The 24,394-nt window shown below is 57.8% G+C and carries 24 protein-coding genes and 2 pseudogenes; 9 read left to right on the top strand and 17 right to left on the bottom strand.

Features of this window, described 5'->3' with window-relative positions; all coding sequences use genetic code 11:
- Positions 1-12: 12 nt before the first annotated feature.
- The 9 genes from AACY08_RS25615 to AACY08_RS25575 form a co-directional block, all read right to left on the bottom strand.
- Complete coding sequence (locus AACY08_RS25615) at positions 13-561, bottom strand: fimbrial protein (RefSeq protein WP_339471964.1); 549 nt, start codon at positions 559-561, stop codon at positions 13-15.
- Positions 562-572: 11 nt separating this feature from the next.
- Positions 573-1,052 (bottom strand): fimbrial protein, encoded by a 480-nt coding sequence (locus tag AACY08_RS25610; RefSeq protein ID WP_339471963.1) that lies wholly within the window; start codon positions 1,050-1,052, stop codon positions 573-575.
- Positions 1,053-1,065: 13 nt separating this feature from the next.
- Entirely contained in the window at positions 1,066-1,560 is a 495-nt protein-coding gene (locus tag AACY08_RS25605) for a fimbrial protein (protein WP_339471962.1), read from the bottom strand.
- 10 nt (positions 1,561-1,570) lie between these two features.
- A complete protein-coding gene (locus tag AACY08_RS25600) occupies positions 1,571-2,143 on the bottom strand; it encodes a fimbrial protein (RefSeq protein ID WP_339471961.1) in 573 nt (190 codons plus the stop codon).
- A gap of 21 nt (positions 2,144-2,164) precedes the next feature.
- Positions 2,165-2,923, bottom strand: a complete 759-nt coding sequence (locus AACY08_RS25595; RefSeq protein WP_339427516.1) for a fimbria/pilus periplasmic chaperone — start codon at positions 2,921-2,923, stop codon at positions 2,165-2,167.
- A complete protein-coding gene (locus AACY08_RS25590; protein ID WP_339471960.1) occupies positions 2,920-5,523 on the bottom strand; it encodes an outer membrane usher protein in 2,604 nt (867 codons plus the stop codon). Before AACY08_RS25590 ends, AACY08_RS25595 begins: the two co-directional genes overlap by 4 nt.
- Before the next feature lie 19 nt (positions 5,524-5,542).
- Positions 5,543-6,103, bottom strand: coding sequence for a fimbrial protein (locus AACY08_RS25585; RefSeq protein WP_339471959.1), 561 nt, complete (start codon positions 6,101-6,103; stop codon positions 5,543-5,545).
- A gap of 49 nt (positions 6,104-6,152) precedes the next feature.
- Entirely contained in the window at positions 6,153-6,662 is a 510-nt protein-coding gene (locus tag AACY08_RS25580; protein WP_339472016.1) for a fimbrial protein, read from the bottom strand.
- Positions 6,663-7,177: 515 nt separating this feature from the next.
- The gene (locus tag AACY08_RS25575) at positions 7,178-7,363 is read right to left on the bottom strand and encodes a hypothetical protein (RefSeq protein ID WP_049713265.1); all 186 of its coding nucleotides are present in this window, start codon (positions 7,361-7,363) and stop codon (positions 7,178-7,180) included.
- 307 nt (positions 7,364-7,670) lie between these two features.
- Between AACY08_RS25575 and galU the strand changes: the two genes are divergently transcribed.
- Positions 7,671-8,510: a UTP--glucose-1-phosphate uridylyltransferase GalU gene (gene galU / locus AACY08_RS25570; protein ID WP_046068218.1), complete on the top strand. Its 840-nt coding sequence runs from the start codon at positions 7,671-7,673 to the stop codon at positions 8,508-8,510.
- 105 nt (positions 8,511-8,615) lie between these two features.
- Positions 8,616-9,974, top strand: a complete 1,359-nt coding sequence (gene gorA / locus AACY08_RS25565; RefSeq protein WP_339471958.1) for a glutathione-disulfide reductase — start codon at positions 8,616-8,618, stop codon at positions 9,972-9,974.
- On the opposite strand, the gene AACY08_RS25560 is transcribed toward gorA, so the two are convergent.
- Positions 9,975-10,982 (bottom strand): DNA-binding protein, encoded by a 1,008-nt coding sequence (locus tag AACY08_RS25560; protein WP_339471957.1) that lies wholly within the window; start codon positions 10,980-10,982, stop codon positions 9,975-9,977.
- Between the two features lie 170 nt (positions 10,983-11,152).
- Between AACY08_RS25560 and AACY08_RS25555 the strand changes: the two genes are divergently transcribed.
- The 3 genes from AACY08_RS25555 to ahpF all read left to right on the top strand — a co-directional run bounded on the left by AACY08_RS25555 (position 11,153) and on the right by ahpF (position 14,483).
- Positions 11,153-12,085 carry a site-specific integrase gene (locus tag AACY08_RS25555; RefSeq protein WP_339471956.1) on the top strand — a complete coding sequence of 311 codons (933 nt, stop codon included), beginning with the start codon at positions 11,153-11,155 and terminating at the stop codon, positions 12,083-12,085.
- 145 nt (positions 12,086-12,230) lie between these two features.
- Complete coding sequence (gene ahpC, locus AACY08_RS25550; protein ID WP_339471954.1) at positions 12,231-12,794, top strand: alkyl hydroperoxide reductase subunit C; 564 nt, start codon at positions 12,231-12,233, stop codon at positions 12,792-12,794.
- Positions 12,795-12,917: 123 nt separating this feature from the next.
- The gene (gene ahpF / locus AACY08_RS25545; protein ID WP_339471953.1) at positions 12,918-14,483 is read left to right on the top strand and encodes an alkyl hydroperoxide reductase subunit F; all 1,566 of its coding nucleotides are present in this window, start codon (positions 12,918-12,920) and stop codon (positions 14,481-14,483) included.
- A gap of 51 nt (positions 14,484-14,534) precedes the next feature.
- Here the strand turns inward: ahpF and gloA are convergent, their stop codons facing one another.
- Positions 14,535-15,056 (bottom strand): lactoylglutathione lyase, encoded by a 522-nt coding sequence (gloA, locus tag AACY08_RS25540; protein WP_339471952.1) that lies wholly within the window; start codon positions 15,054-15,056, stop codon positions 14,535-14,537.
- 195 nt (positions 15,057-15,251) lie between these two features.
- Between gloA and AACY08_RS25535 the strand changes: the two genes are divergently transcribed.
- Positions 15,252-15,788, top strand: a complete 537-nt coding sequence (locus tag AACY08_RS25535; RefSeq protein ID WP_339471951.1) for a DUF4946 domain-containing protein — start codon at positions 15,252-15,254, stop codon at positions 15,786-15,788.
- Between the two features lie 112 nt (positions 15,789-15,900).
- On the opposite strand, the gene AACY08_RS25530 is transcribed toward AACY08_RS25535, so the two are convergent.
- The 3 genes from AACY08_RS25530 to AACY08_RS25520 form a co-directional block, all read right to left on the bottom strand.
- A complete protein-coding gene (locus AACY08_RS25530) occupies positions 15,901-16,266 on the bottom strand; it encodes a histone-like nucleoid-structuring protein, MvaT/MvaU family (protein ID WP_339471950.1) in 366 nt (121 codons plus the stop codon).
- Positions 16,267-16,464: 198 nt separating this feature from the next.
- On the bottom strand, positions 16,465-18,006 hold the full coding sequence (locus tag AACY08_RS25525) for an EAL domain-containing protein (protein WP_339471949.1): 1,542 nt from the start codon (positions 18,004-18,006) through the stop codon (positions 16,465-16,467).
- A gap of 98 nt (positions 18,007-18,104) precedes the next feature.
- Complete coding sequence (locus tag AACY08_RS25520; RefSeq protein ID WP_339471948.1) at positions 18,105-18,974, bottom strand: LysR family transcriptional regulator; 870 nt, start codon at positions 18,972-18,974, stop codon at positions 18,105-18,107.
- A 107-nt stretch (positions 18,975-19,081) separates the two neighbouring features.
- Here AACY08_RS25520 and AACY08_RS25515 point away from each other — a divergent pair, with 107 nt between their 5' ends.
- On the top strand, positions 19,082-19,975 hold the full coding sequence (locus AACY08_RS25515; RefSeq protein WP_339471946.1) for a DMT family transporter: 894 nt from the start codon (positions 19,082-19,084) through the stop codon (positions 19,973-19,975).
- 245 nt (positions 19,976-20,220) lie between these two features.
- A complete protein-coding gene (hppD, locus tag AACY08_RS25510) occupies positions 20,221-21,297 on the top strand; it encodes a 4-hydroxyphenylpyruvate dioxygenase (protein WP_339471944.1) in 1,077 nt (358 codons plus the stop codon).
- Between the two features lie 55 nt (positions 21,298-21,352).
- Here hppD and rarD read toward each other — a convergent pair whose 3' ends face one another.
- The 3 genes and pseudogenes from rarD to AACY08_RS25495 all read right to left on the bottom strand — a co-directional run.
- A complete protein-coding gene (gene rarD, locus AACY08_RS25505; RefSeq protein ID WP_339471943.1) occupies positions 21,353-22,234 on the bottom strand; it encodes an EamA family transporter RarD in 882 nt (293 codons plus the stop codon).
- A 306-nt stretch (positions 22,235-22,540) separates the two neighbouring features.
- Positions 22,541-23,551 (bottom strand): aldo/keto reductase, encoded by a 1,011-nt coding sequence (locus AACY08_RS25500; protein WP_339471942.1) that lies wholly within the window; start codon positions 23,549-23,551, stop codon positions 22,541-22,543.
- Positions 23,552-23,631: 80 nt separating this feature from the next.
- Positions 23,632-24,081 (bottom strand): annotated as a pseudogene (locus AACY08_RS25495) (substrate binding domain-containing protein); the annotation flags it as partial.
- On the opposite strand from AACY08_RS25495, the pseudogene AACY08_RS25490 reads away from it, so the two are divergent.
- Positions 24,079-24,234 (top strand): annotated as a pseudogene (locus tag AACY08_RS25490) (SDR family oxidoreductase); the annotation flags it as partial. The pseudogenes AACY08_RS25495 and AACY08_RS25490 overlap by 3 nt on opposite strands.
- Positions 24,235-24,394: the final 160 nt, after the last annotated feature.

Below are 24,394 nucleotides of genomic sequence, written 5' to 3'. Positions count from 1 at the left end.
TATCTGAGGCGGTTATGGATAGTCCAGCGTAAAAGTCGAGGTCACCGTGAACCTGCCGTGCCCGATGGTTTGATCCCTGATCGCTTCCGGCTCACCCTGCACATAGGCCTTGAGCTCGATCACATTGCTGCCATCGCTCAACACCTGTTCGTCGCTGGCTGTATTCAGGGGTAACGGTTTGTTGTTCGGCGTCTCTATACCAAGCCCAATGCCTGAGGCCCCGCTGGCAACATCAAGCGCGAACAATCCAGGTAGCGCCGCGTTCTCCCTACCGCCAAGCGTGATGGTGACCGTGTTGCCAACCGTGGTGTCACAGTCCTCCAGGTGAACCTTGAAACCCTTACCCTGTGTGCGCGTATTGATGTAGAGGTGCTTGCTGGTCACGTCCCAGAGTTCCAGGGTGATTGCCTCGTCACCCGGGCGGATGGTGCAAGCCTCTTCAACCAGGTTGCCTTTGAAACTCAGGTTATCCGCCGCATGCCCCGCGGGCACCAGGCTGAAGCTCAGCAGCAACGCCACGCAGGCATATGGCCGTGCTTTAGGGTTCATCGCATGTTGCATAAGCTCAGCTCCTACTCGTATTCGGCCAATAACGTGGCCACCGCGGTAAAACTCGCGGGGGTCAGCACGGCACCGGGCTGCTTGACGGGGACGACTTCCAAGGTCGGTGGGGACGACAGGGTTATGTCCATTGGCGTGTTGAGTAGGAACGGCACGTTATTCTGAAAAACCCGAATACCCAGGTCAGGTACGTTGGTCTGCACCGCCGAGCCATCAAACGCTGTTGCTGTAGCGTTGACGCTCAGTTTCAGCTCCCAGGGGAGTGTGTCGGCGCCGCAGTTGATGGTGTAACCAACACCCCTGCGGTACTGCACGCCGTCGATTCGCCTGATCCCGACATCGCCAAAGTCGACCTCTATCGTGTTGCCTGCATCAATCGTGCAGGGTGGCGGTTCGTTCAATGTTCCGCTGAACGTCAGGTTGGCCGATGCACCCGTGCACAGGCCTATGGAGCACAACGCGAGCAATGCTCGCTGCGGCCAACATGTCATTGATCTTTCCTCTTCATTGATAATCGACCACCAAGGTGGCGGCCGCATCAAAGGCGCCTCCCGTGAGCTTGCTGCCAGCACGTTTGACGGGCACCGCCTGCACCACCGGAAAGTTCGGATAGGTAAAGTTCACCGCTGTATTGAGTGGCCAGTCGGCACCATTTACGAACAGCTTTACCCCAAGATCCGTTTTGCGAGTCATCAGCACGCGATGGTCAAACGCAGCCGCCGTGCCTTTCAGTTCGAGTGTCAACGCGTTGCTGAACGGGGAGTTGCAGGTAACGGTATAAGGCACCCCTCGACGATAATTAATCCCGTCGACCCTGGATGTCAGAAGGTCGTTTCCGAACGGCACATCAAGCGTACTGCCGCCGTTAATGACGCAGGGTGGAGGCGCAATGATGACCGCGCGGATCGCCAGGCTGGTCTCGGCCTGTACGCCCTGGTTGGCAACCCACAGCAGGCCGCCACTGATAAAAATGGCCCGCAGGCCGGTAGGCTTAACCATTATCACGCCCTTACTCATAGTTGAGCCTGAAATCCACCACGGCCCGAAATGCCCCGCTTGTCAACGGTGCAGAGGTGCGTGTGGGCTGAACAGTCCACGTCTGGGTATTACCGCCCAGTGGCAAAAACAAAGGTTCGCCCCTTGATCCCAACTGAACATCCCGCCCCAGGGCATCGGTCAAGCGCAGACCCATGCCAGTGATGCCTTGCACCTTGACCAGCCGTGGGTCATCGGTATCGGCGGGCGCATAGAACGCGACCGACAGCACCGGTTGAAAGGCGCTCCACGTCAGGTTTCCCGTACGTTCGCTGCGGATGCTGCCGGCGGTGCGTTGGCAATCGGTAAAACGCAACTGGAATGCCACGGGCCTGGCTTGATCGCCGGGGCGTTGCAGTTGACTGGTCGATACGGCGCCCAGGTCGATGGTTTGATGGAGGGAGGTCATTTCCAGCACGCAGGGGATTTCGTGCAGGCTCCCGGAAATGTTCAGCATTCCATTCATGCCCTCGACATCCTCGGCGTGTGCGCCTTCCACAGAGGCCAATAGCAGTCCGCTCAGGACCTTCACGGTGTGCGACTTCATGGCTTTCTCCCACGGCATGCGCTACTCACCTGATGTCGATGCTTGCGAGTTCACCTTGCAGGTGCCGCCGCTGCAGGTGAAGGCTATCAACGGACGCCCACCGTAATCGTTCACGTAGGCCAAATAGGGGGCAGAGCCGAGCGCCTTGGCGGTTGGCCCCAGGGTCAGCGTGCCTTTGGGCGGGACCATCAAAGGCTCAAAGCCCGACGCGGTCTTGCCGTCCTTGGTGCTGCGTGCATCCACCAGGGTCACGTAGTAAGGCGTGGGGTTACTCACGCGGTAGTGCTCGCCGTCGCGCGTCAGGGTCAGTTTTTCCTGCCAGGGTGTGGACAGGTCTTGCTGGCTTGGCGCAATGGCTTGCGGTCGGTAGAACAATTTAATCCGGGTTTGCAGCGCAATTTGCAGGGTGTTGGACTTATCGCTGCGCGGCGGAATTTCCCTCAAGTTGAAGTAGTAGACGGTCTCTCGATCCTGCGGCAAAGACTTGGCCGCCGGTAACGCCTGAACTTTCACCTGGCTTTGTTTGCCGGGCTCCACGCGTTGAACCGGCGGTAGCACGATCAAGGGCGTGGTGATTTTCTCGCCGGCTTCATCCTCGATCCAGCCTTGCGCCAAATACGGTAACTGGGTGTTGTTGTTGGTGATGTTCACGCTGGTGGCATCCTTGCCACCATCAAAAATCACTCGGGTGCGGTCCAGCCCGATGGCGGCGTAGGCGCTCTGGCTCAAGCCGAGAGCCAGCATCACGCAGGTTTGTGTGAAGCGCGTGTTGAGCATCATGAAGGGGTATTCTCCGTATCGTTACGCTGGCCGGTCAGTGCATCTGGCTCGGGCAGGGGTTGATCAATGGCTACCATCCGGCAGCCCAATTGCAGGGCATCGGTCAAGCTGTCAGCGGGCAGGACGACGGGAAGCGTGAGGATGCAACGCTCGGAACCGCCCCAGCTGACAGTCATCTCTGCGCCAGGCTGTATGCCGCTCAGATAGACATTGCCGCCGTCATTCACGATGCCTGTGTCCTGCTGTTTCAGGTTTTTCACTGTCGCGCCGAAGGGTGGCGAACTGCCGTCTGGCAGGCGCAGGACAGCCATGGCCTTTTCGCCGGAAATCACCGACAGGGAGCGATAGCCGATGGCGCCTTCGGTGAGCGTCAGTTGCGTGACTGATTGAGTGGCTTCGACAGTGCGCGGCAAATTCTCCAGATCCACACTGGCTGCCATGCGTTGATAGCTGCCGATATCGGAAATGACCGCTTTGCCAAAGGCGTTGCTTCGGGTCGGTGTGCCGTAACCCCGCACAGGTACGTCGGGCACCCCGCCGGTATCGACCATCAAGCGGGTGCCGCCCGTGCTGTTGGTCCGATGCAGTGCGCCACCGTAAGGCGTGAGCGTGCCGCCGCCGCGCGCAGACACACTGAGCGTGGTGTAACTGCCTTCTTGGGTGCTGGCAGCGATATCGATGTCTGACTGGTCACCGATATGGCTCAGGTAACCGCTGGCAGCGTTGTTGCTGGCACTGAGTTGGTAGCTGTTACGTTCATCCAGCCGATCGCTGTAGCGCGTAGCAAAGCGGTTATCGCCTGCGGCCCTGTTAGCGTCCATCGACAATGTGCCAGTACGCCCCAAGGGCAGGCTGACCGTCAGCGCCATACCGTTATCTTTATAGTTGTATTCCAGGGTGCGGTGAATATTCAGGGACATGTTTATGTTCTTGACGGTGCCGACATTAAAATAACGGGACACTGATAAGTTCCAGCGCTGAGTGGGCGGCCGCTCCCAATAGGTTTGTTTGTTGTAACTTGCGTACACGGTGGCGCCTAAATCACGGAACTGCTTGTTGATGGTCGCGGTATAAAGTGCCTTGCTGCCGCCGATAGGTTTCCAGTCTTGCGTGTATCCATCGTACTGATAGCGCCCCGCAAGCTCGCCGTTCTTTCCATAATGGCGCGCGTCCAGGTATTCACTCATGCTCAAGTAGTTCTCCTCAGAGAACCGGTAGCCGGCAAAGGTGATCTGGCTGTCGTACTGTTCAAAGTTCTTGGAGTATTGAAGACGGTAGGACTTGCCCGACAGTGTCTCATTCCACACATTTGCGCGGGCCTGGGTAACATCCAGCGAGAGTGCGCCAAATGCCAACAGGTCACGGCCTATCCCAACAGACAAGGCGCGGTAGTTGTTATCCGTTATGCCGCCGCCAAACAGCGACCAGCCATTGCTGACACCCCACGAGAACTCGCCCGTACCGAACAAGTCGCCATCGCCGCCGTATTGAAGATTGGAGGGCCGCCCAGTGGCCATTTTGTAGCGAACGTGGCCCGGGCGCGTCAGGTAGGGCACGCCTGCTGTATCGATCTGGAAGGTGTGGGCCGAACCATCCTGCTCTTCCACCCGTACATCCAGCCTGCCGGACACGGCGTCGTTAAGGTCCTGAATCCGAAAAGGGCCTGCGGCGACCAGCGTTTCATACAGCACACGTCCTTGCTGGCTGATGATGACTCTGGCGTTGGTTTTGGCGACGCCGACCACTTCTGGCGCATACCCACGCAAGTTGGGTGGCAGTTGGCTTTCATCCGAGTTGAGTGCTGCACCGGTAAAGCGAAAGCTGTCGAACAGGTCCGAATACAGGTAGTTCTCTCCCACCACCAGACGGGCTTTCAGTGCAGGGAGTGCGCGATAGGCATAGTAGCGACTCCACTCCAGTCTCGAGCGCCTGGCTGACACTTCGCGGTTCTGGTCGACACGGGCCTGCCAATCGGCGCGCAAGCGCCAAGCCCCGGCATTGGCCCCCAGTGTTCCGTTACCACTGATGTCATTGCGGGCACTGTCTTTCTTCTGGTGACTCGATTGCGCTGTCATGTTGTAGTCAATCAACAGGCCAGGTACCCCTTCATCCCAGCGAGAGGGTGGGTCCCAATTGATAGCGCTGTACTCAAGGTAGGCTTGGGGAAGGTTGATGGTCAGCGTGGCGGTGGCCAGGTCTGCGCTGACCTCCATACCTGGCAGGCTCTGAATATCCAGGCACGCTCCGCCTTTCCACCACGTCAGTTCGGCGGCGCCGGATTCCTTCAGGCCTAACTGGTCCACAAGATCGGCAGATAAACAGGCTTCGCTCCCTTTGGGGTCGTCGTCGGGAGGGTAGAACGCTACCGATTGCTCAGACAGAGACTGGTTGTTTATGTGCACAACCATTGAATAGGTGCCGGGCAGAATAAAACCGCTGCGGGCAAACTGAGACAAGTCAATATTGGTGCGGTCATTGAGATCCAGAACATCAGTATTAAACTCAATCCCCCCGGCACCTAATGCAGTTCCCGCCACGGATATCAACCCGCCAAACAGGCCTGGGCGGAGGGTATTTTTGATCTTCGACGCATTCAGCATGAAAGCAACCCATCAATGTTCAAAAGTAGTCCAACGTGAACCGCACCGCGGCACTGTGAGCCCCTGGCACAAGTTGCAACCCGTTGCCGACCAGGCGAAGCGTGTAATGAACGGTCATGTCACCTTCAGTCAGCGGTACCAGCGCCATGGGTTCACCGGGAATACTTTCCTGGCCCGCCGCATCCCAAATATGAAAAGCGACCCCTTGTGAAAAACCTGAGGCGGCAAAAGAGCGGCCCTCTCGGTCACGAGCCCCGTCAAACGTCACCCGCAGATGTTCCCAATCAGGCAGGCTGACGCCTGGGCGCAGCGGGTCCGGCCGACTCAGCGAGCAATTGACCAGCCGCAACTGGAACGGGTGTGGATCTCCGATCGTATTGCGCAAAATCCGGCCGATTGGCTCGGCGGGCATATCGATGGACTGATCGGCGCTGGCCAACTCCAACCCGCATGCTGAGTCAACGACTTCACCACCTAGAGTGACCACGCCATCGCCTTGCGCAGGCGTCTGCGAGAACGCGCCAGGGCTGATGAACATTGCCAATGAAGACGTAATAGCGAGGTGCATGAATGTTTTCACCGTTATCTCCCGTCAGCTTCCCCCGCCACCTGAATGGCGGGGGAGAGACTTACTGATAAGCCAAGGTGAAGTTGGTGACCGCGCTGAAATCACCCGGAATGATGGGGGCCGTAGCCGCGCCTTGTACGTAGGCACCGAACTGGAGTGTGTTGTCACCGGCGACAATCGCCTGCGGGGTCGTCGCCACACCCAGCTCAATGGGTTGGCTGCCGTGTGTCATCATGATGCCTATGCCGCCCGCGCCACCGATGGTGCCGATCGCACCTGGAACGACAGCAGATGGCGCAGCCGTGAAGGTAGTGGTCACCGTATTGTCGGTAAGACCGGTGAGATCGCAGCCTTCAAGTTCGATCAATACAGAACGGGGCTCGGATTTCCCACTCGTTTGCAATTGATGCTTTGCAATGGCTCCCAGGTGAACCGTCTGATCCACGGACTCAGGCTTGATGGAGCAGGCCCCCGAGTGAACCGAACCCAGGAACGTGACCGTTCCATCCGCTGCTTGAGCCGCGGACATCGAACCCACCAGCAAGCCGATAGACAGCAACGCAGTTTTCATTTCAACTTTCATCAGCAAAGACCCATCTGTTAACAACGTCATATAGGAAACCTGCAGGCAGACGTGGATTGAACCGTCGCTTCTTTTATATAAAGAACGTGCAGGGAACTCAGCTCGTCGCGCACCCAGTTGCAACCAGGGAAATAACTTAATTTTCCAACTAATTGTATTGCTACTCTGGAGTACGCTTGAACTCAGGCAATTGTCAGGCTTGTAATGAAGAAAGTAAGTCGTCTAAGTCTTCTGGCTGCGTAGCCTGGATATGTCGAAATATGTAAGAGGGATATGGCAATTTGCCAAAAAACGATAATTGTCTGTAAGAAATAAACTACATTTAGTTTGGCGGGCGTTTCCAGTTGTTGTAATGACTGTAAGAATAGGGCTACATTTTTCCGAAATACAGCAGTGTCCCGTATCGCCCTGTAACTGCGTGACCGAAATTACAGTTGGCGCCAAAGAGTGGCGCCCACAAAAAAGCCCCGTACAACGGGGCTTCATGCGCAGCGCAGCGGAACTTACTTGCCCTTCGGCCGTTTGCTCGACGCGTGACCCGCTTCATCTACAAATACTTCGGCTACCGCAATCGCTTGGCTTTCGGTGGCGAAGGCCCCGGCGACGCTGTCGCCGTGGAAATTGATCAGGTGCCAACCGTCCGCTCGCTGCGTGATCAGGTAGCCGTTTACGCCTTTTGGTTCTGACATCTATCAATCTCGTGGTGTGGTTCAAGGGCATAATGATAGCGCCAAATGTCGCAGGGACGGGCAAGTTATTCTAGGTCAGTGTTCTGATCGCAAAAGCATGCTAAAAAGGATGCAGCCCATAGAAACTCTGAGGTGCAAGCGTTTTTTGCCGTGTCGGTGGTGGCGCTCTTCACAACACCAGCGGAACTTACGCTGACATTTTTTCTCTATGATGACATCGCAACGCCAGCAGGACCCATTGTAAGGTGCCTGCGGCCTCATTAGACTGCGCCGAATTCCGTACGCACAGCCCTCTGTAAGGACCCATATGATCAAGAAATGCTTGTTCCCAGCAGCCGGTTACGGCACTCGCTTCTTGCCAGCGACCAAGGCCATGCCCAAAGAGATGCTGCCGGTGGTGAACAAGCCACTGATTCAGTACGGCGTCGAAGAGGCACTGGATGCCGGTCTGAACGAAATCTCCATTGTGACCGGCCGTGGTAAGCGCGCGCTGGAAGACCACTTTGACATCAGCTACGAGCTGGAAAACCAGATCAAAGGCACCGACAAAGAGAAATACCTGGTCGGCATTCGCAAACTGTTGGATGAGTGCTCGTTCTCCTACACCCGTCAGACTCAGATGAAAGGCCTCGGCCACGCCATCCTGACCGGCCGCCCACTGATCGGTGACGAACCTTTCGCTGTGGTACTGGCGGATGACCTGTGTGTGAACCTCGACGGCGACGGCGTGCTGACCCAGATGGTCAAGCTGTACCAGAAATACCGCTGCACCATTGTTGCGGTCATGGAAGTCGATCCATCGCAAACCAACAAATACGGCGTGATTGCCGGTGACGACATTGGCGACGGCCTGATCCGCGTTCGTGACATGGTCGAGAAGCCAGCCCCTGAAGATGCGCCGTCCAACCTGGCGATCATCGGTCGTTACATCCTGACGCCGGACATCTTCAAACTGATCGAAGAAACCGAGCCAGGCAAAGGCGGCGAGATCCAGATCACTGACGCCCTGATGAAGCAAGCCAAAGATGGTTGCGTGATTGCCTACAAGTTCAAAGGCCAGCGTTTTGACTGCGGTGGTGCTGAAGGCTACATCGAAGCCACCAACTTCTGCTTCGAGCACTTCTACAAGACCGGCAAGGCTTACTGATCCACGTTAGCCCGCCTGTTGTAAGAGAAAGCCACCTTCGGGTGGCTTTTTCGTTTTTCAGCCCCATCTAAGTCGGTATGCTGATGTCCTGCCGAGGAGAGTGAAATGGCCTACGATTTTGACCTGTATGTAATTGGCGCCGGTTCCGGCGGTGTTCGCGCAGCGCGTTTTGCCGCTGGTTTTGGTGCCAAGGTGGCCGTGGCGGAAAGCCGCTACCTGGGTGGTACCTGCGTCAACGTCGGCTGCGTGCCGAAAAAACTGTTGGTGTACGGCGCACATTTTGCCGAAGATTTCGAGCAGGCCAGCGGGTTTGGCTGGTCCTTGGGGGAGGCGAACTTTGATTGGGCGACCCTGATCGCCAATAAAGACCGTGAGATCAACCGTCTGAATGGCATCTACCGAAACCTGCTGGTCAACAGCGGCGTAACCCTGCATGAGGGGCATGCACGCTTGGTTGATCCGCATCAGGTGGAAATCAACGGTGAGCGCTTTACCGCCAAACATATTCTGATCGCCACCGGTGGCTGGCCGCAGATTCCTGAGATTCCAGGGCGTGAACACGCGATTGGCTCCAATGAGGCGTTCTTCCTCAAGGCGTTACCCAAGCGCGTGCTGGTGGTTGGCGGCGGTTATATCGCGGTTGAATTCGCCGGGATTTTCCACGGACTGGGCGCCCAGACCTCGTTACTGTATCGCGGTGACCTGTTCCTGCGCGGCTTCGACGGTTCGGTGCGCACGCACCTGAAGGAAGAGTTGACCAAGCGCGGCCTGGACCTGCAATTCAATGCCGACATCGCGCGCATCGACAAACAGCCGGATGGCAGCCTCAAAGCCACGTTAAAGGACGGTCGCGTGCTGGAGGCTGATTGCGTGTTTTACGCCACGGGTCGCCGTCCGATGCTGGACAATCTGGGGCTGGAGAACACAGGAGTCAAACTCGACAAGCGCGGTTTCGTTGAAGTGGATGATCTGTACCAGACCGCCGAAGCCTCGATCCTGGCCATCGGCGACGTGATCGGGCGCGTGCAACTGACACCGGTTGCCCTCGCCGAAGGCATGGCCGTGGCGCGCCGTCTGTTCAAGCTTGAGCAATATCGTCCGGTTGATTACGCAATGATCCCGACCGCGGTATTCAGCCTGCCAAATATCGGCACGGTTGGGCTGAGCGAAGAAGAAGCGAAAGAGAAGGGCCATAAGGTGCAGGTCTTCGAAAGCCGTTTCCGGCCGATGAAGTTGACCCTGACCGAATGTCAGGAAAAGACCCTGATGAAGTTAGTGGTCGACGCCGACACCGACAAGGTACTGGGTTGTCACATGGTCGGCCCGGATGCTGGCGAGATCGTCCAGGGGCTGGCGATTGCGCTCAAGGCGGGCGCGACCAAGCAACATTTTGATGAGACCATCGGCGTGCATCCCACGGCGGCGGAAGAGTTCGTCACCATGCGCACGCCTGTGGCGAGCTGATCAAGCGTCGGGTGTTGCCTCTGGCGCCGTTGCAATGGCGGCGGCCAGGCGCAACGCCTCAATGCTTGCTTGAGCCTTGATCAGGTCCAGTTCCAGGGTTTTGTTGGTGTGCTGGTGTTCGGTCAGCGCTTCTTGGCGTGACTGGCTCTCCAGCACGGCAACCCGTAGGCGCTCCTGAAGCAGGGTGCGCTCGCTTTCAATCAAGCTTACCTGTTCGCTCAGCTTGAGCTGCTGGGCCTGATCCTTGCGCAATTGCTCCTGCAGCGCAGCCAGCTCCTTCGCGGTTGCGCGATGTTCGATCAACAACCGCTCATTGTCGCGATGCAGCTGGGTGATCTCATCCTGGCGCACCATTGCGCTCTGCTGGGCCTGGCGCAATTCGGCTTGTGCCTGTTGCAGTTGCCCTTCGTGGCGGCGCTGTTCCTGTTCGCGCTGTTCCTTGATCGCATTGCGGTAGTGCTCGAGGGCGTCGCGGGCGTGCAGGTGCTTTTCTTCCAGCGAACGAATCTGTTCTTCCTTGTCGTTAATCCGTAGCGCGTAATCGCTGCACGCCTGGCTCAGCCCGGCGTTACGGGTTTGCTCCGTCTGCAGGCTGGTGCTGGCCGTTTGCAGCGCTGCGCTTTCTTCTGCCAGGGCCGCGGATTGGATATCGAATTGTTGCTTGAGTTGACTGTGAGCCTCCTTGAGGGCTTCGATCTGAGCGAGCAGAGCGGCTTTCTGCTGCTCGAATTGCGCCAGGGCCAGGTCGATAGGCTCCTGGGCTTTCTCCTTCAGGCGTTGAGCCAACCGCGCCACCAGTTCGCCAAGCTCGTCGTCTATCGGCGCTTCGGTGATGGTGAGGCGGGTTTCGCTTTCGTCCAACTCCTTTAAATACCGATGAATCGTGGTTTTAGAGCCCGTGTTGCCCATTTCGATGCGTACGGCGTCGATGCTGGGGTTTTCGCCGCGGGCGAGGAGCGCCAGGCGTGCTGTTTGAACTACTGCTTTATTGATGCCGCCGCGAGCCATGGGGTCTCCGTCGATTTAGTACTGTGGTACGTAGTATGTATTTACGTACTATATCATGCATTAAAACGTGTTGAAAATCATGAGTTAACAGATGGGATATTGGCGTATTATCCCGTGTCATTAGCTTTTTAATCGCGAATCCACCTGTCAGCAGTACGAATAGGCCTTCTATGAGCGATCTCGATCGTTATCTCAACGCCGCCACCCGCGACAACACCCGACGCAGTTATCGCGCAGCCATCGAGCACTTCGAAGTGAGTTGGGGCGGGTTCCTGCCTGCGACCAGCGACAGCGTGGCGCGCTACCTGGTCGCTCACGCAGGCGTGTTGGCCGTCAACACCTTGAAGCTGCGCCTGTCGGCATTGGCGCAATGGCATACGAGCCAGGGGTTTCCCGACCCAACTAAAGCGCCAGTAGTGCGCAAGGTGCTCAAGGGCATTCGTGCCGTGCACCCGGCGCAGGAGAAACAAGCCGAGCCGTTGCAGCTCAAGCATTTGGAACAGGTGGTTGCATCTCTTGAGGTCGACGCGAAAGAGGCAGCCCAGGCACAGGATCAGCCCCGGTTGCTGCGTGCCAAGCGCGACACTGCGCTGATCCTGTTGGGTTTCTGGCGGGGCTTTCGCAGCGATGAGCTGTGTCGCCTCGATATCGAGCATGTGCAGGCTACACCCGGTGCCGGCATTAGCCTTTATCTACCGCGCAGCAAAAGCGACCGCGACAACCTTGGCAAGACCTATCACACCCCGGCGCTGCTGCGTTTGTGCCCAGTGCAAGCCTACAGTGAATGGCTCAGCGCCTCGGCCCTGGTCCGTGGCCCGGTGTTTCGCGGCATTGATCGCTGGGGCAACCTGGGGGCGGAGGGGGTGCACCCCAACAGCGTGATTCCATTGTTGCGCCAGGCGCTGGAGCGCGCCGGCATCCCCGCCGAGCAATACACCAGCCACTCATTACGCCGAGGCTTTGCCACGTGGGCGCATCGCAGTGGTTGGGATTTGAAGTCGTTGATGAGTTACGTCGGCTGGAGCGACATGAAATCTGCCATGCGCTATGTTGAAGCGACGCCCTTTCTTGGCATGACCTTGGCGACACAACCGCTGCTTTGAGATTTCTTCTATTAATACAGTCACCTGATAGGGAAAACCAATCGTCAGCATGAGGTTTGCCAATGAGCCATCGTCAGAGAGAGTCGGTAGGATTCACCTCATCAACTTACTAAGCCCTTCTACAAACCCTGACGGAGAGTCAACGATGCCTATCATCAACAGCCAAGTAAAACCGTTCAAAGCGACCGCCTACAAAAACGGCAGCTTCGTCGATGTGACCGACGCTGACCTGAAAGGCAAATGGTCCGTTGTGTTCTTCTACCCAGCCGACTTCACCTTCGTTTGCCCAACCGAGCTGGAAGACCTGGCTGACAACTACGCCGAATTCCAAAAGCTGGGCGTTGAGATCTACAGCGTTTCCACCGACACCCACTTTGCCCATGCTGCCTGGCACAACACCTCGCCAGCCATCGGCAAAATCCAGTACACCATGATCGGCGACCCAACCCTGACCATCTCCCGCAACTTCGACGTACTGATCGAAGAAGCTGGCCTGGCAGACCGCGGTACGTTCGTGATCAACCCAGAAGGTCAGATCAAGATCGTTGAACTGAACGACGGTGGTGTTGGCCGTGATGCTTCCGAGCTGCTGCGCAAAATCAAAGCCGCTCAGTACGTGGCTGCCCACCCGGGCGAAGTGTGCCCAGCCAAGTGGAAAGAAGGCGAGGCCACTCTGGCTCCGTCCCTGGACCTGGTCGGCAAGATCTAAGTCTGTGAAGCATCAAGGGCGGTATTCCGCACCTACCCAGTAAGCTGCAACCGCCCTCAAAAACGCCCGGGCGAGATTCGCTCGGGCGTTTTTTTATACCCAGAATTCAAGGAAATCGCCCGTATGTTGGACGCCAATCTTAAAGCTCAGTTGAAGTCATACCTGGAGCGGGTTACCCAGCCGATCGAGATCGTTGCCTCCCTCGACGACGGCGCGAAATCCCAGGAAATGCTTGCTCTTCTACAGGACGTCGTCAGCCTCACTACGCTGATTACCCTGAAAACCGATGGCGATGATGCGCGTAAGCCTTCGTTCTCCATCAACCGCCCGGGTGCCGAGATCAGCCTGCGTTTCGCCGGTATCCCCATGGGCCATGAATTCACTTCGTTGGTGTTGGCCCTGCTGCAAGTCGGTGGCCACCCGTCGAAGGCCAGTGTCGAAGTGATTGAACAGATTCGCGCCCTTAAAGGCGAGTTCAGCTTCGAAACTTACTTCTCGCTGTCGTGCCAAAACTGCCCGGACGTGGTCCAGGCGCTGAACCTGATGGCTGTGCTTAACCCGAACATCCGCCACGTCGCTATCGACGGGGCGTTGTTCCAGGCTGAAGTCGACGAACGCCAGGTTATGGCAGTGCCGAGCGTGTACCTCAATGGTGTGAACTTCGGCCAGGGCCGCATGGGCCTGGAAGAGATTCTCGCCAAGCTCGACACCAGCGGTATCGAAAAAGCCGCCGAGCAAATCAGCGCCAAAGACGCCTTTGATGTCCTTGTTGTCGGCGGTGGCCCGGCCGGTTCTGCGGCTGCGATCTACGCCGCACGTAAAGGCATTCGTACCGGCGTGGCGGCTGAGCGTTTTGGTGGGCAGGTACTGGACACCATGTCCATCGAGAACTTTATCTCGGTACAGGAAACCGAAGGCCCGAAACTGGCCAGTGCGCTTGAAGCCCATGTCCGTCAGTACGACGTGGACATCATGAACCTGCAGCGTGCCAGCAGCCTGATCCCTGCGAAAAACGCCGGTGAGTTGCATGAGATTCGCTTCGAAAGCGGTGCGACCCTCAAGTCCAAAACCGTGATCCTGGCCACCGGTGCTCGCTGGCGCGAAATGGGTGTGCCGGGTGAGCAGGAATACAAGGCTAAAGGCGTGTGTTTCTGCCCGCACTGCGATGGTCCGTTGTTCAAGGGCAAGCGTGTGGCAGTGATCGGCGGCGGTAACTCCGGCGTTGAAGCGGCCATCGACCTGGCCGGGATCGTCAGCCACGTGACCTTGCTTGAGTTCGACAGCAAGTTGCGCGCCGACGCTGTATTGCAGCGCAAGCTTTACAGCCTGCCGAACGTTGACGTGATCACCAGTGCACTGACCAGTGAAGTGAAAGGCGATGGCCAGAAAGTCACCGGTTTGGCGTACAAGGATCGCGACAGCGGCGAGTTCAAGACTATCGACCTCGAAGGTATCTTCGTACAGATCGGTTTGCTGCCCAACACCGACTGGCTCAAAGGCACCGTAGAGCTGACCCCCCGCGGTGAGATCATCGTCGATGCGCGTGGAGAGACTTCATTGCCAGGTGTGTTTGCTGCCGGCGACGTAACGACTGTGCCCTACAAGCAGATCGTGATTGCAGTGGGCGAGGGCGCCAAAGCTTCGCTGAGTGCTTTCGATCACCTGATTCGTACCTCTGCGCCAGCGTAAATTCCAGCCCGAAAATGAAAAACCCCATGAGCCATCATGGGGTTTTTTCGTTTACATCGGTGCTGGCTGAATGATCTCAACCCAGTAAGCGTCAGGGTCCTTGATGAGCGCTAGGCTTTTCATGCGACCATCGCTCAGGCGCTTCTGGAAGTCACAGCCCAGGGCTTCGAAACGCTCACAGGCCGCGACGATATCCGGTACCGAGATGCAGATGTGGCCAAAGCCACGCGGGTCGGTGTTGCCGTTGTGGTAGGCGAAGTCGGCGTCGTTTTCGGTGCCGTGGTTGTGAGTCAGCTCCAGGATACCTGGGATCGACTTCATCCACTGGGTACGTTCGGCAGCGTCGGCCGGGATCTGGGATTTGTCCACCAGGGCCAGGAAATACAGGCTGAACTCGGCTTCCGGGAAGTCGCGTTTCTCAACCAGCGAAAAGCCCAGGACGCGCGTGTAGAAGTCCAGCGACTTGGTGATGTCCTTGACCCGCAGCATGGTGTGGTTGAACACAAAGTTCGTGGTGGCGGTGTCAGGTTGGGCAGTGACGCCCGGGAAAGTGTTCAGTTCGTGCAGGCTCATGGGCCCTCCAGAAAAAATGGGGCAAACGCGGCTCTAAGATGTGAGCAGGTCCTTGGCTTGCGGCTGGCATCCGTGCAGCCAGGCCATGATACGCAAGGCCTGCGCCGCGCGCCAAATGAAAAAGGCCACGCAGGCCTTGCGACCAGTGGGGCTGGGGCTCAAACTTTGGCGCTTGAACCTTGGGTGTTTTTCGCAATGATCGAACTTCGTAAACCGTTGTTGAGCGCTGTGTGTTTGCTGTTGGGCAGTCCTTTCGTACTGGCGGCCGACCCTGAGGTCCATTGGCCCAGCGGCTGGCAAATCGAAGAGGTGACGCACGATGGCGACACGCCCGGTAAACCTCGGCCTGTCTCTCGGCAACGGGCGATCAAGAACGATGAAAATGGCGCGACCTTGATGGTCATGGAGTTGACCGGCACACCGATTGACGCGGGGCACACTGTTAATCTTCAAGGTGTACTGCTGGAGATGCGCAAGTCGATTCAGAAAGATTTTGCCAAGGGCGGTTATCAAAGTGTATGCAGCAAGATGCGCCCTACAACATTGAGCCGTCTGGAAGCGCTGGAAACTACTTGTGTGATAACCGAAAACGGGCGTCACGTGCTTTCGCAAACATTGGTCGGCGCGGTTGATGCCGATAAGGCGTATGTTTTTTCATACGCGGGGCAGGCCGAAGCATACGAAGCAAGCAAGGACGAAGTCAGTTCGGTGCGCGATAGCCTGAAACTTTAAGTATGTAATGCCCATCGATCATGAACATGATGAAACGTTATTTAAGTTCGGTTTCGAGCCGCTGAAATAAAAAAGCCCCGCATAAGCGGGGCTCTTTGTTAGTGCGGTGTGATCAGCCGCGCAGCCAGGAATCTACAGTGGTGGCGCCGTACTGTTCTTTCCAGGCCTTGAGGCCACGGTGGTTGCCGCCTTTGGTTTCGATCAGCTCACCGGTGTGCGGGTTCTGGTAAACCTTGACCACGCGTGCACGGCGCTGTTTTGGTGCGGTAGCGGCAGCAGCGCTGGACTTGCCAGGGTTTGGATCAAGGATGGAAATGATGTCTCGCAGGCCTTTGCCATAGCTCTTCATCAGGGCTTGAAGCTTTTCTTCGAATTCGATTTCTTTCTTCAGGCCGGCGTCGTTCTTCAGGGATTCCAGCTGGGCAAGCTGCTCTTGAAGGGCTTTTTCTGCTGCGCGAAATTCGGCGAGTCTGGACAAAATCTGTACTCCAATAATGTTGTTGGCTGATATCAACTGCAGACAAAGCTATAAGCCAAGCGCTTTAAGGCGACCCAAGAAAGAAGTCGTCCTGCGAGTTCTGCACAGGCAGGAAAAATTGTAGTAGTTAATCCGCTGCGAGTAAATCATGTCTTTTGTCTAAATAACATTATTTCAGAGCATCGCGTGTGCGGCTATTCAATGGCTGGCCAGGGATTTAATAAATTCATCGCAGGGCAAAGGCCTTCCGAACAGATAGCCCTGCAGGAAATCCACACCTTGAGTGGCTAGATAATCACGCTGTTCAGCGGTTTCCACACCCTCCGCAACGATGCCCAAGTCGAGCTTGCCAGACAGTTCTATGATGCTGTCCAGAATATGCCGTGATAGTGCATCGGCGCCGATCATGGCGACAAAACTCTGGTCGATCTTCAAGTAGTCCACATTGAAGTTGCGCAAGTAACCCAGGCTGGAATGACCGGTGCCAAAGTCGTCGATGGCAATCATCACGCCCAGTTCATGCAGCGCGTCGAACAAGCGCCGCGTGATATCGCTGGGCTCGATCAACTCACGTTCGGTCAGTTCGAGCACCAGCGTTACCTGGCCCACGGGGAACGCGGCGAGAAACTCCCGACAGTCATCCACCAGTGCCAGGTCCTGGCAATGGCGTGAGGTGATATTTACGCCGATATGAAAGCCAGGGGTGAAGCGCGCGGCCTGCGGCGCCAGTTGCGCGGCGGTCTGACGCAACAGGGCGCGGGTCATCGGCACAATCAGGCCCGAATGCTCGGCCAGGGGGATGAACAGGTCAGGACGCACCAGGCCTTCCTTAGGGTGTTGCCAGCGCATCAACACTTCGCAGCCGGCCCACTCGCGCGTATCACCGCGCACCACTGGCTGGAAATACGGAATGAATTCATTGGCGCCCAGCGCCCGTTGCAGTTCCTGGGTCGGCGCTGAAGAGCGCTTTTGCAGCCAATGCGCCAATGCGCCCGCCAGCACGCCAAAGAACACCACCAGGCTGAACAAGGCCGCATACCGGGCCTGCATGTACCGCCACACTTCACCTGTCGGCATGCCAGCGGTGACGCGGTAGTGATAGCGATCGGATACCAATTCATGATGCGCCACCGCAAAAAAGGGTATGGCGGTGTTATGCACCTTGCCATCAGCCCCTAGCCAATTCGGGCCAACTTGCAGGACCAGGTAGGCGTAACGGCTGATCAAGCGCAGAGCGTTGGTCAGGTGATAGCCATCAATCGACGCAAAAGCGGCCTTGTCGCCGTCGACCAACCGGTAAACCAGTAGAGCGGTATTCGGCGTCACCGGGTTGCCATTCATCAGCCATAAGCGGCCGTCGACGTAGTCATCCGGATTGACCGGTGACGCGTATTTATCGCCAAACAGCGAGCTGCAATAGATATTTTTCTGCCAGGACAAGGTGGTCGCGCGCACAAACGGCCGACGCGTGACCTGTTCGCGCAGGGCCAACTGCGTACTGCTGTCACAAGGTTGCCCCGCCAAAGGCAGCAAGGCCTGGGCGGCGAGTGCGGTGTTATCGAGCATCAAGTCGAATTGGCGCAGGGCTTCCTGGGCTGTCTGGGCGGTGCTTTGCTGCAGGGTGCGTTCGGCTTGCCAGTGCAGGATGACCACCCCGAGTGCAATCGGCAGCAAGGCACTCAAGGACGTGATCAAGTAACGCGTGGCGCGTTTTCGCGGGCCGTTAACGGTCAGGGGCATGAAGTGAACGGCCTGTTGCCTGGGTCAGATTCAGTCGATGATAGTTGGCTTGGCCCAAATAAGCTCGTGGTGCCTAGCCATTTGGCCAGTAGCCAGCGCTACAGTTCCAGGCCTTGGGCAATGCGGATAAAGGCGAGGGTTGCGGGGGAAGACTGGCGCCGGTCCAGTACCGCCAGGCCCACGTGGCGTGGCACACGCGGTGACAGCGCGCACTGCACATAACGCTGGTCGCACCCCTTCGGCAAGGAGGCTTGTGCCACCACGCTCACGGCCTCACCCCGGCTGACGGTTTCCAGCGTGCTCAGCAACTGTGAGCAGCGATAGCGCACGTTTGGCGTCAGCCGCGCCTCGTTGAACAGCCGCACCACCATTTCAGTGGAGCCGGCCTCAGTCAGGGCGAACGGTTCGTTGCACAAGTCCTTGAGGCTAACCTGTTCGCACGCGGCCAGATGATGGTCGGCGGGCAGCAGCGCAACCATCTGGTCCTCGAACAGGGCGAAGGTATCAAAGCGTTCCTGTTCCAGCACCACAAAGCCAATATCGATACGGCGCTCGTCGAGCCATTGGATAACCTGCCTGTCCGGCCCTTCGTCCACATGCACTTCAATGCCTGGGTACGCCAGGCGGAACTGGCTGAGGATCTTCGGCAACAGGTGATTCGAGGCCGTCGGTCCAAAGGAACCGATGCGCAGCGTCCCGCGTTTCATGCCCCGCGCATCCGCCGCTTCCTGTTGCAAGGTGTTCGCCAGACCAAGCATTGCCCGGGCGCGTCCGAGCAATTGCGCGCCAATATCACTGAGTTCCACCTGAGCCTGGTGACGTCTGAACAACGCCACACCCAGTTCCTGTTCCAGGCCCTTGATTGCATGGGACACCGCCGACTGGCTGATACCCAGTCGGTGGGCCGCGCTGGTAAAGCCTTGCAGCTCGGCCACCTGGGAGAATATTTCGAGTTGGGTCAGGGTCATGAGTAATTACTCATTTTACGATGATGATGTATTACCAGAAGAATGGGCCAACCCTCAAGCCATTAGAGCCTCAGCCTGTGCATTTACCCCCGGATCGCATCACTTATATGAAGCTCGCTGCCGTCACCATGATTTGGGGCGGTACCTTCGTGGCCGGTCGCTACCTGGGCGCGGCGGTCGACCCTCTACTGGCGGCCAGCCTGCGGTTTCTGCTGGCCAGCCTGGCATTGCTGGTGTTCATGGGATTTGCGCGCATCCCATTGGCCCATCCAAGCCCAAGGCAGATGGGACAACTGGTGATGCTGGGTTTTTTCGGTATCTTTTTCTACAACGTGTGTTTCTTCTACGGGTTGCACTACATCAATGCGTCGCGGGCTTCATTGATCGTGGCGTTGAACCCGGCGGTGATCGGCCTGGCGTCCTGGTGGTTATTCAAGGATCGCCTGAACACCCGCAAAATCCTGGGTATCGCGTTATGCCTGACGGGCGCCGCCCTGGTCATCGTCAGTCGCAATCCTCACGTGCTGAGCGAAGCGAACAACACTTGGCGCGGGGATTTGCTGATCTTCGGGTGCGTAGTGGGGTGGGGCGTCTACTCGCTGTTTTCCCGAGGGTTGAACCAGAGCCTCGGGCCGCTACAGACGGTGACGTGGTCGATACTGTTGGGCACCCTGATGCTCACCGCGACCACGCTGATCATGGGCCGCGTCTCGGTCGAGGCGATTGGCAGCCTGCATGCCCCGCAAGTACTGAGCCTGGCGTACCTGGGCGTGCTGGGTTCGGCGCTGGCCTATATCGGCTATTACGATGGCATCCGCCAAATCGGCGCGACACGTTCCGGCGTATTTATCGCGCTTAACCCGCTGACAGCCGTGATCTCTGGCGCTTTGCTGCTGGGCGAGCCATTGACTGCGCCGATGCTGGCCGGTGGTACGGTGATCCTGCTGGGCATCTATCTGTGCAATAAACCCCTTGCACGTGCCAGGGCGTTGGGGATTTGATAAGAGTACGGACAAATACGGTTACGCTGTGTAGAATCGATTTACGCATACAAGAATATGACTTGCGCTCACGCAAGCCTCGGCCGTCAGAGACTGATGACACCATGAAGCTACTCGGCTCCCCCCTCATCTTTGGTGATTTCCTCGCCCGCAGTGTGCGAGGCCTCTCCTGTGCGCCGCCCGTGCCTCTCATCCTTGCTGGCAATTGAAACCGTCACTAAACAAGAATGATGAGGCGCCAAATCATGGCAGATCTATACGAAAACCCAATGGGCCTGATGGGCTTTGAATTCATCGAATTCGCGTCGCCGACGCCAGGCACCCTGGAGCCGATCTTCGAGATCATGGGCTTCAGCAAAGTCGCGACCCACCGTTCCAAGAACGTGCACCTGTACCGCCAGGGCGAGATCAACCTGATCCTCAACAACGAACCCAACAGCATTGCCTCGTACTTTGCGGCCGAGCACGGCCCGTCGGTGTGCGGCATGGCGTTCCGCGTCAAGGACTCGCAACAGGCCTATAACCGCGCGCTTGAGCTGGGGGCGCAGCCGATTCATATCGAAACCGGCCCGATGGAATTGAACCTGCCGGCGATCAAAGGCATTGGCGGCGCGCCGCTGTACCTCATCGACCGTTTCGGCGAAGGCAGCTCGATCTATGACATCGACTTTGTGTTTCTCGACGGTGTTGAGCGTAACCCGCAAGGCGCCGGTCTCAAGGTCATCGACCACCTGACCCACAACGTTTATCGCGGGCGCATGGCCTACTGGGCCAACTTCTACGAGAAACTGTTCAACTTCCGTGAAGCGCGCTACTTCGACATCAAGGGCGAATACACCGGCCTGACCTCCAAGGCCATGAGCGCGCCGGACGGCATGATCCGCATCCCGCTGAACGAAGAGTCGTCCAAGGGGGCCGGGCAGATCGAAGAGTTCCTGATGCAGTTCAATGGCGAAGGCATCCAGCACGTGGCGTTCCTCTCTGACGACCTGGTCAAGACCTGGGACGCATTGAAGAAGATCGGCATGCGCTTCATGACCGCGCCGCCGGACACTTACTACGAAATGCTTGAAGGCCGCTTGCCGAACCACGGCGAGCCAGTGGATCAACTGCAAGCACGCGGCATCCTGCTCGATGGTTCTTCGGTTGAGGGCGATAAGCGCCTGCTGCTGCAGATTTTCTCGGAAACCCTGATGGGACCGGTGTTCTTCGAATTCATCCAGCGCAAGGGCGACGATGGGTTTGGCGAGGGCAACTTCAAGGCGTTGTTCGAGTCGATCGAGCGCGACCAAGTACGCCGTGGTGTGTTGACCGCCGACTAAGTGTAAAAAAGCCCGGCCGAGGACAACCTCGGCCGGGCTTTTTAATGCCTGCCAATCAGGCTCTGCGATGACGTACCAAGTGCTTGAACCCTTCAAACACCAGCACCATCACCGCCAGCCAGATCGGAATGTAGGTCAGCCATTCGCCGCCCTTGATCCCTTCGCCCAAGATCAGCGCCACACCGAGCAACAGTACCGGCTCTACGTAGCTGAGCAGCCCGAACAGGCTGAACGCCAGCAAACGACTGGCGATGATGTAGCTCACCAGCGCCGACGCACTGATCAGCCCCAGCAGTGGAATCAACGCGTACAACTTCGGGTAGGCATCCAACACCGCAAAACCTTGCTCGCCACTCTGCACAAACCACCAGGCCACCGGCAGCATCAGCGCCATATCCAGCCAGAGCCCACCCAGATGATCGGTCTTAAGGTATTTGCGCACGACGAAGTACACCGGGTAGCCGATGACCACCACCAACGTTGCCCAAGAGAAACCACCGGCCTGGTACAACTCGTTGAGCACCCCAAGGCCTGCAAAAAATACCGCGACCCGCTGCAAGTACGAAAGCTGCTCGCCCCACACCAGGCGGCCGGTCAGCACCATGGTGAGTGGCAACAGGAAGTAACCCACCGACACATCCAGGCTGCGCCCGTTCAACGGCGCCCACATGAACAGCCACAACTGCACGCCCAGCAAGGCCGAAGACACCAACACACCGGCAATCAAGCGCGGCCGGTCCGCCAACATCCGCACCAACTCCCACACCCGTCGCCATTCGCCGCTGACGATCATGAATACCGTCATGCAGGGCACGGTGAGCAACATGCGCCAGCCGAAAATTTCCAGGCCGCTCAAGGGGGTCAGCAATGATGTGAAGTAATACATCACGGCAAACAACACCGAGGCCAAGACCGATAACACAACACCTTTAGACACACTGTCCTCGCGAAAACCATTGATACACAAGAGGGGGGATTTCAGGAGGGAGATTATGGTGCTTTTGGCGGGAGAGGGTTGCTCTGTTTTGGGGCGGTTTTCAGGAAAATTTCTCGCGGCGGCCCATAAATTGAGCCCGGTCTTGCAGGCGAAGCAGGTGGAATGTGGGAGCTGTCGAGCTTTAGCGGGGCAGCGAAGGGATCACCTCGATGTGCCTGATGAACCGCAGCGCCTGCATCGCAGCCTCGCTAAAGCTCGACAGCTCCAACATTTGATCTTGTGCTCACCACAAAAAGGCTCAATAGCCTAAGCGCGCGCTGCTCGGCCCGAGACGAAGTGCCCCACATCATTAAAGCCGGGGGTGGACGAATGCCCCGGCGTCACCAGCGAATCAATGAACGCTTCATCTTCCGCCGTGATCTTCACATCCAGGGCGCCTATGTAGGCATCCCACTGCGCCTCGGTGCGTGGCCCGACAATCGCCGAACTCACCGCCGAGTTGTTCAACACCCAGGCAATTGCAAACTCGATAATCCCGACGCCGCGCCCTTGGGTGTATTGCTGGATCTGCTGGGCGATGCGCAGGGACTCCACGCGCCATTCTGTTTCCAGGATGCGTTTGTCCTGGCGCGCCGCGCGGCTGCCGACTTCGGGGGCCACGTCCGGGGCATATTTGCCGCTGAGCACGCCCCGCGCCAGTGGGCTATAAGGCACCACGCCCAAACCGTAGGCCGCCGCGGCGGTGATCTGCTCGACTTCGGCCTGGCGGTTGACGATGTTGTACAGCGGCTGGCTGATCACGGGTTTGTCCACGCCCAGGCGTTCGGCCACGCGAATCACTTCGGCAATGCGCCAGCCCCGATAGTTGGACAAGCCCCAGTAACGGACCTTGCCCTGGCGGATCAGGTCGCCTATCGCCGACACCGTCACGTCCAGCGGCGTGTTGTGGTCCTCGCGGTGCAGGTAATAGATGTCGAGGTAATCAGTGTCCAGGCGCGTGAGGCTGGCTTCCAGTGCGTTGAAAATGTGCTTGCGACTCAGGCCGCTGCGGTTGGGAAGGCCGTCCGGCGGGCCGAACCCGACTTTGGACGCCACGATCCAGTCTTGACGTTGCCGGGTGATAGCTTCGCCGACGATTTCCTCGGAGCGTCCGCCCGTGTAGACGTCCGCCGTGTCAATAAAATTGATGCCCTGGTCCCAGGCCTTGTCGATGATGCGCAGCGAGTCTTCGGTGTTGGTCTGTTCGCCAAACATCATGGTGCCCAGGGTCAAGGCGCTGACCTTCAAACCGGATTGGCCCAATGTGCGGTAAATCATGGGTGACTCCTCAAGTCGGGAAACGTGCCCCCTGCAATACCAGACTCAAAGGCTCTGGGACAAGCCCTCTACGCGTTTCTTCATGTGCTCAGCAAGGCCTGACAACGCACATGTAAAAAACGATGCAGTACCTTCACACGTTCCGATACTTGCAGGCGGTGGGGGCACATCAGGTTGAACGGCGTCGGTTCGCCTTGCCAATCAGGCAGCAAGGGCACCAGCCGACTAGCTTTGATGTCGCGGGCAATATCCAGATTGGCTTTGTAGGCGATGCCGTGACCGGCCAACGCCCAGCGCCGGACGATTTCGCCGTCATCGCTCAAGTAATCGCCCGTGACCTCGACCTCCTGAAGCAGCGCACCCTGGCGAAAGTACCAGGTACTGTTGGCCCGGCCCTGACGCATGTAGCGCAGCGTGTTGTGTTGCGCCAGATCGGCCGGTGTTCCGGGCGTGCCGTGGCGTGCCAGGTAATCCGGGCTGGCACAGGGGATGCGGTGGTGATCGGGCACCACCGGCAGTGCCACGAGGCTGAAGACCAGCGTCTGGCCATGTTTGCCAAGGCGGGCGGTGGGTTGCCGGTCGGCCGGGTAGGGCAGGCCGAAGAAGTGGCGGCGGGGTATGTAGTGGCCATGGAGAACGGCTTTCTGACCGGCGCCGTCATCGACATCGACGGCCAGCTGTAAACGCCGGACAAACATGTGGCAGCAGGCAAGCCTGCTCTTATCAAACAAAAATTAACTCATTGTTTTTGCTCTTAAAATTTAAGCCGCTTTAACCAGCTGCAATCCCAGTTTGCGTGCCTTGCGTTCCAAGGCGCGCATCTGCCGATCACGGCTTCTTTCT

It is taken from the genome of Pseudomonas sp. EL_65y_Pfl1_R83, assembly GCF_963970695.1.
Classification (GTDB): Bacteria; Pseudomonadota; Gammaproteobacteria; order Pseudomonadales; family Pseudomonadaceae; genus Aquipseudomonas; species Aquipseudomonas tritici.
Note: the sequence above shows the minus strand (reverse complement) of the source record. Positions and strands in the feature narration are given on the sequence as shown.